General features: G+C 50.4%; 7 protein-coding genes. 5 read left to right on the top strand and 2 right to left on the bottom strand.

All coding sequences use genetic code 11. The annotated features are described in order from the left end of the window. The 3 genes from BZK31_RS13240 to BZK31_RS13230 form a co-directional block, all read left to right on the top strand. A partial coding sequence (locus BZK31_RS13240; protein ID WP_157900730.1) for a transposase occupies positions 1 to 180 on the top strand: 180 nt, incomplete at its 5' end. Positions 181 to 344: 164 nt separating this feature from the next. Next, positions 345 to 731: a hypothetical protein gene (locus tag BZK31_RS13235; RefSeq protein WP_083183423.1), complete on the top strand. Its 387-nt coding sequence runs from the start codon at positions 345 to 347 to the stop codon at positions 729 to 731. Positions 732 to 1490: 759 nt separating this feature from the next. Beyond that, entirely contained in the window at positions 1491 to 1886 is a 396-nt protein-coding gene (locus BZK31_RS13230) for a hypothetical protein (RefSeq protein ID WP_083183421.1), read from the top strand. 1176 nt (positions 1887 to 3062) lie between these two features. Here BZK31_RS13230 and BZK31_RS13220 read toward each other — a convergent pair. Together BZK31_RS13220 and BZK31_RS13215 are read right to left on the bottom strand one after the other, a co-directional pair. Further along, a complete protein-coding gene (locus tag BZK31_RS13220) occupies positions 3063 to 4388 on the bottom strand; it encodes an OprD family porin (RefSeq protein ID WP_083183420.1) in 1326 nt (441 codons plus the stop codon). 328 nt (positions 4389 to 4716) lie between these two features. Continuing rightward, entirely contained in the window at positions 4717 to 4941 is a 225-nt protein-coding gene (locus tag BZK31_RS13215) for a hypothetical protein (protein ID WP_167377953.1), read from the bottom strand. Positions 4942 to 5183: 242 nt separating this feature from the next. Between BZK31_RS13215 and BZK31_RS13210 the strand changes: the two genes are divergently transcribed. Both BZK31_RS13210 and BZK31_RS13205 read left to right on the top strand, forming a co-directional pair. Continuing rightward, a complete protein-coding gene (locus tag BZK31_RS13210; protein ID WP_083183419.1) occupies positions 5184 to 5513 on the top strand; it encodes a DUF2790 domain-containing protein in 330 nt (109 codons plus the stop codon). 323 nt (positions 5514 to 5836) lie between these two features. Further along, positions 5837 to 6264: cation:proton antiporter domain-containing protein (locus BZK31_RS13205; RefSeq protein ID WP_208617202.1), on the top strand; the 428-nt coding region annotated here is incomplete at its 3' end.

Genomic DNA, 6264 nt, shown 5'->3' with positions numbered 1-6264 from the left:
GTTTATGGATCGCATACAAAGTATCGACAGCGAAACATCATTGAGCGGATGTTTGGCTGGCTAAAAGAGAACCGCAGAATAGGGACTCGCTACGACAAGCTGGCCAGGAGCTTTGCAGCCATGGTCACGCTGGCCTGCAGCCTACGCTGTATGAGGCAATACTTTTCGTACAAAACCTAAGTGGTGGGCCAACAGGGAAGGACCCGGAGGAGTTGTACTAGGTACGCCCACGGGAGCACCGAAACCTGGAGACTCTTGGCACTGGGAATTCTCTCCTGACGCTTGGGGAGAATCAGAAATATTACTTAAAGGAGTACGCTCCAAACTAGAGGTTTTCAACCCAAATGAACTCTAAAAAAACAAAGAAAGAATTTTTCAGCGAAACTAATGATATTGCCGATATCGATAACGTGACAAAATCTAGAATCAAGAACCTCTTGAAGTGCGAAGACATGTCTGCCGAAATAGATCTCAGCATTTACAATATTCAAACTTGCTCAAGCCTAAAACCAATTATAGAGTATCGAAAAAAAACACTAAACAGAAACAACAGAGATTTATTAGGCGCAGCAGACGCAATTTCCAAACTAGAAAAATTTCCACCAGAACATCCGGCAAGCTGGATAGCAATGCAGACAAATAACGCAATTATAGTTATACTAGTAGATCGCAACACAAAAAAAATAATACACGCAATGTCAACCGAAGCACCTAAAGAGGCTACAATTTAAACTTATATAACTGATATCAGTTATATAACTGGCAAAACAGTGGCAAAACAACGCATTCAATGATGAAAACCCTTATATAGCGACGAGTGAAAATACTTTCGCAAAAAAGTATCATTTGCAACACTTTATACATCTGCAAATTAATGGCTCTTGACTATAGGTCGACGGATGTCTGGCAGGCAACTTAAAAAGCTTTATAGCCTTGTATGCATTCGCGATGAACAACATCGAGCAGCACTAGCGGTTACAAAAGTGGCACTTCGACATGAAGACGGGCGTTCAGTACTATGTGTGTCGACATCATGATCCGAAGGTGAGACGGTTTATAATTCAGGATTAGATTAGATCGGATTGGTAGGAGGGTTAAATCTTTATAGGTATATGCCTAAACCAATTCGCTGAGGTGATGTTCTTGGATGGGCATGTGAGCTTTATAGAGGGGTGAGTGCAAAACATTCAGAAATCGAAGATACTAAGAGAGGAAAGGTTCAACCAAGTAATGTCGATAGCAATATTTTTCCTGAGCTGCATAATAAAGGAGGCATGTCTCAAGACACCCCCTATACATCTTGGACAAGAGACGTAAAAATCGCTAAATGGTGGACAGAGAAGTACGGCTCTAGATGAACTGTATTGGGAAGACCGACCGGAGCCCCAAACCTGGCGATGGATGGTCATGGCACCTGGCTCCAGACAGACACGGGGAGTCCGAGATACTTTTAAAAGGAAATCGAGAAAATCTAAAGGTATTTTATCCAAATGAAATCTAAAGACGCGGTTGAAAAAATTGATTTTGAAGATTTTATTAAATCGAAAAAGTATGATTCGGTGACAGGCGCCGTCTTGAAAAAAATAAAAATGACTAACAAGGCATTTCCGGTCCCCAACGAAATTAGCGCCTATGACGATCAACCCAAGGAATCACTAAGCTCAATAGTAGAATTCAGGTACAACAACCTGAAGTCTCAAGGCCGAATACTTCACGGTGCCGACATTTGTTTGAAAGCCCTAAAAGCCTCTTCTAGCGAGGCTCATAGGAGTTGGATACCTTTAGACACAGGAGAATACCTACTAATCTTCATAGTCAATTGTGAAAGCTACGAAATAGATGGCTGCATGTCATTGAAAGCCGACAAACCAACATCTTATAAATAACGAAAACCACATCGCTCAGCCTTCGATAAAGCTAACATATCACCCTGGCCAAAATCATCGAGAGCACATCTTCTATGCCTTTGAGAGTTAATTCTGCTGTCGAACATTTCCTCAGATGATACGAATTTAAATTATTAACAGTAAACTATTTTGGTAACCGGCCGGTCGATCCAATCGCCCCCTCCCACAGTCTCAACCCAGGTAACCCTGGAGGACAAAACGGATGATTTTTAACTCGTGGGTGTTTCTGGCCACGCTGATCGGCATGGAGGGCTTAGGGCTCCTGGCGCTGCACAACGCCCAGCCCTGCCGGTACGTCTGAAGTGCGAAAGGTGAAGACACCTTGCGCAAGATCCAGAGTGCCCGAGACGCGATGGCAGGGACTTTGAAAGAGAACGTTTTATCTGAGACGTCACACTAGCGGAGCGGATCAGAAGAAAATCGACATACCTACAAACCTCAAGCGCTGAAATCAATCCACATACTTAATTCCTTAATCAATATCTTGCGACAGTTGCGGATAGAGCAGAAAATACGGCCGCCAATATGTAATCTCAACACCACTTAACCGCCACTGATGCGGTTAGATCAATCTAAAACTGCACCGTAAGTACGGGAACGATGCCCAACAGCCAGATTCACAGCACCCGCACCTATAAGTACGACGGCCTTGGAAGGCGCGTTGCCAAACAGTCCGAACTAAACGGTCAGATTCAGCAAAAGCGTTTCCTCTGGCAAGGCTTCGGATACTGCGTGAGGAAAGCCCCGGCCAAAGCGGTCTGTAGGTCTACGAGACTGGCTGATATGCGCCACTGGCCCGAGCGGATCAGCGTGGAGGTGAGGCAGAGAGTATCGTCTACTACTTCCACACCCACCAGATCGGCACGCCGATTGAGATGACCTACATCGACGGCCGTATCGTCTTATAGGCGACATAAAAGCGTAGGGTGCGCTCTAAACGCTCACCTTGAAATAAGGTCGAGTAACACTCTGAGATTTCAAGGGTGGCACTTCAAGCAGGGGACGAGCGTCACAATCAATTTCGCGTCAGACGTCCATGCTACTTTTGAATAACTCCGCTTTTGAAAGTGAGCACAACGTACGAGTCGACCAGGAAAGCGTCCTGTCAGACGCTTTCCTGCCCTCAGCTAAAACGCTAGGGACGTCTAGAAGGCGTCACAACACACTCAACGGATATTCCACAATCACCCTCACCTCATCCAGATCAGACTCGAATGCAGTCGCTCGGGTCGTGGCCTGACGCACACGTACGGACAGATCCTTCATGGTGCCGGTCTGAACGATGTACTTGGCTTCGATGTTGCGCTCCCAGCGTTTCTGGTCGGTCAACGGGTTGCCCTGCGCGTCGCGGCGCATGTAAGTGCTGTTGGCATTGGAGTAATCGGCATCGGTGCCTTTGCCATAGCGGGTCATGAAGGTCAGGCCGGGGACGCCGTAGGTGGTCATGTCCAGGTTGTAGGTGAGCATCCAGGAGCGCTCTTTCGGCGAGTTGAAGTCGCTGTACTGAATGGAGTTGGCCAGGTAGATCGAGTCGGACAATCGCAGGTAGTCGAAGTCGTCATCGCCCTGGTTGCGCTGATGGGACAGTGCCAGGCTGTGTGCGCCATATTTCACACCGACGCTGGCGCTCCAGATGTCGTTGTCGAACTCGCCGAGCAGGCGTTTGCCTTCGTCGGTGGCGTTGTAGTAGTTCAGGCTGCTGGTCAGCGACATGTCCTGGGTGATCGGCAACACGTAGGAGGCCGAGCCGTATTTCTGGTCCCAGGCGTCTTTCAGTCGGCTGGTGTAAAGAGACAGGTTCAGCCGGTCGGTGGCCTCGTAGTCGCCACCAAAATAGGCGAGCCAGGGCGAATCGACCGGGCCTGCGTAGAACGTGGAAAAGCCTTCCTTCATGTCGCTGGAGGCAGGCTGACTCATGCCGTTGAGGCGACCACCCTGCAGCGTCAGTCCCTTGATGCTGGTGTTGCTTGCTGTAACACCGCGAAAGCTTTCCGGCAGCAGTCGGGCATCGCCGAAGGCGACGACGGGGGTCACGGGGAACACATCACCCACATGGACTTCGGTGTCGAAGGCTCTGGCTTTCAGCGCGCCGCCGACTTTGGTGTATTCATCGCGCGCGTTGCCATCCGAGTCGACAGGCATCACCGAGAAGGGAGTCTGCAGGCCGTTTCGGCCGTCGCCCGTGTCGAGTTTGATACCGATCATGGCGAACGCATCCAGGCCGACGCCAACCGTGCCTTGAGTGAAGCCCGATTCGAAGCGGCCCATGATGCCGTGCGCCCAGCCTTCGGAATAACCGCTGCCCGTCGGGCTCGATTCGCCGTTGCGGTGGTCGCGGTTCATGTAGAAATTTCGGTTGAGGATGGTCAGCGAGCTGCCTTCGACGAACCCTTCTTTCTGCTCTTCTGCGAAGGAGGCAAGGGGCGTGATACCGGCGAGGGTCGAACACAAGGCGAGGGAAAGTCTTTTACGTTGAGTCATGTGCACTCCGTTCAATGGGCAGATCGTTAAACGTCTTGACCTGGCATGTTGTTATTCATAGACGGCTGCCAGTGAAACCCAATCTTGAAGAGACGGAGATAACGCCAAGATGACGACAGGATTACAAATCTGAAAGAAATAAATCGCCCGCAAACAACGCCTACAACTTTCAGAAAACCGAAGCAACTTCAATATGCCAACTGGCATATTGCATTTTAAAAATATAAAAAAAAGCGCCCCGAAGGACGCTTAAATATTCGCCTCAACCAAAGGAGCCGGAAAGCTTCCAAAGGCGAACAGGGTTGCTGCTCGTTGCAGACCAAAGGGTTTAGCCTTCGGACTTGGTGGACGTGTCAGACTTGGACTTTTCGTCCGAATTTACGTACTGCTCGTTCTGCGCGGCACGCTGTTTCTCCTGGAAACGCTGCTCCTGCGCCATGCGCATCTTGTCGGCGGCCGTGCTTGCGAACTCGTTACCGTCGTCGGCAAAGGCGCTTGTAAAGGACAAGGCAGCCACTGCAAAGACCATCGATTTAACCAGTTTCATCGTCATTTCCTCTTCGCTCATTAATATTTGGATCCTGTTTTGCGCTGGGCGCTTTTCAGGAATGAGCCAAGCTTACGAGCGGGTACCTAACAGGAAGGTGAGCGGAAAATGACAAATTTGTCATAAATAAAAAAAGTTAAAAAAAAACGGGTAATCTCCAAACTTTCAAAAACGTAATAATTCAGCAACCTTGCTGTTAGCCGTGGCTCGTTACAGTTAACTCACTTTCAACAACGGAGACAAAAAACATGCGTACTGCTAAATCCTTACTGCTGGCCCTGGCCATTCTTTCCCCCCTGAGCGCTTTTGCTTACACCTCAGATGAAGTCAAGGCAGAAACCTTGATCAAAGACCACCAGGCCGCTGTGCAAAAGTATGCAACCCGCGTTAACAAGCCGATGCCGGAAATCAAGGAATATCATTACGGGATGCACCTGGATGTCGCGAAGGTCATCCGCAAGTCGCCAGACGTGAAGACCTGCACCGTCATGCCCAAGCTGATGACCTACCAGGACTCCAAAGGTGATCTGAACACCGTGCAGTATCAGGTGCTCAGCGGGTGCCGAAACGCGCAATGATTTCAGACCTGCCAGGAGGCCACCCCGGGAAGCTGAACCCTGAGTTCCATCCCCCGTCAGCCCGGACAGTCGTCCGGGCTGACTTTTTTGCGTCTGTTTTTTAGCACGCAGTCCTGTCTGTACCCTCTCCTGTCCGTGATCTCGACGCGTTTTTGCAACGTGTGCGTGTTTGCGTGGTCAACGCAGACCCTTCTGCGTGTTTGGCGCAATGTGCCTGCACGGCGCTCCGGGCCATCTCAGTCTGCCCGGACATGGCTCGGCCACGGTGATCGCCGCCGACCGTGCAGGAATTGAAACTGGATTCACGGATTTTGGAATGACGGATGCTTGAACTTGCTGCTGGATTTATCTGCCTCACTTCGCTGCTGACCTATGTGAACTTTCGTTTTATCGGTCTGCCCCCAACCATTGGCGTGATGGTCACCGCGCTGATGTTCTCGCTGATCCTCCAGGGCCTGAGCCTGATGGGCTTTCCCGGCCTGGAAAACCGCGTGCAGGACCTGATCGGCCAGATCGACTTCGGCGATCTGCTGATGAACTGGATGCTGTCCTTTCTGCTGTTTGCAGGCGCGCTGCACGTCAACCTCGCGGACCTGCGCAGTTACCGCTGGCCCATCGGTCTGCTGGCGACTTTTGGCGTGTTGATCGCAACGACGGTGATCGGCGCCTTGGCGTACTGGATCTTTGCCTTGTTCGGCTGGCATGTCAGCCCGCTTTACTGCCTGCTGTTCGGCGCGCTGATTTCGCCGAC

The organism is Pseudomonas floridensis (genome assembly GCF_002087235.1).
Classification (GTDB): Bacteria; Pseudomonadota; Gammaproteobacteria; order Pseudomonadales; family Pseudomonadaceae; genus Aquipseudomonas; species Aquipseudomonas floridensis.
The sequence above is the reverse complement of the archived record's forward strand: the minus strand, read 5'-3'. Positions and strand labels throughout refer to the sequence as shown.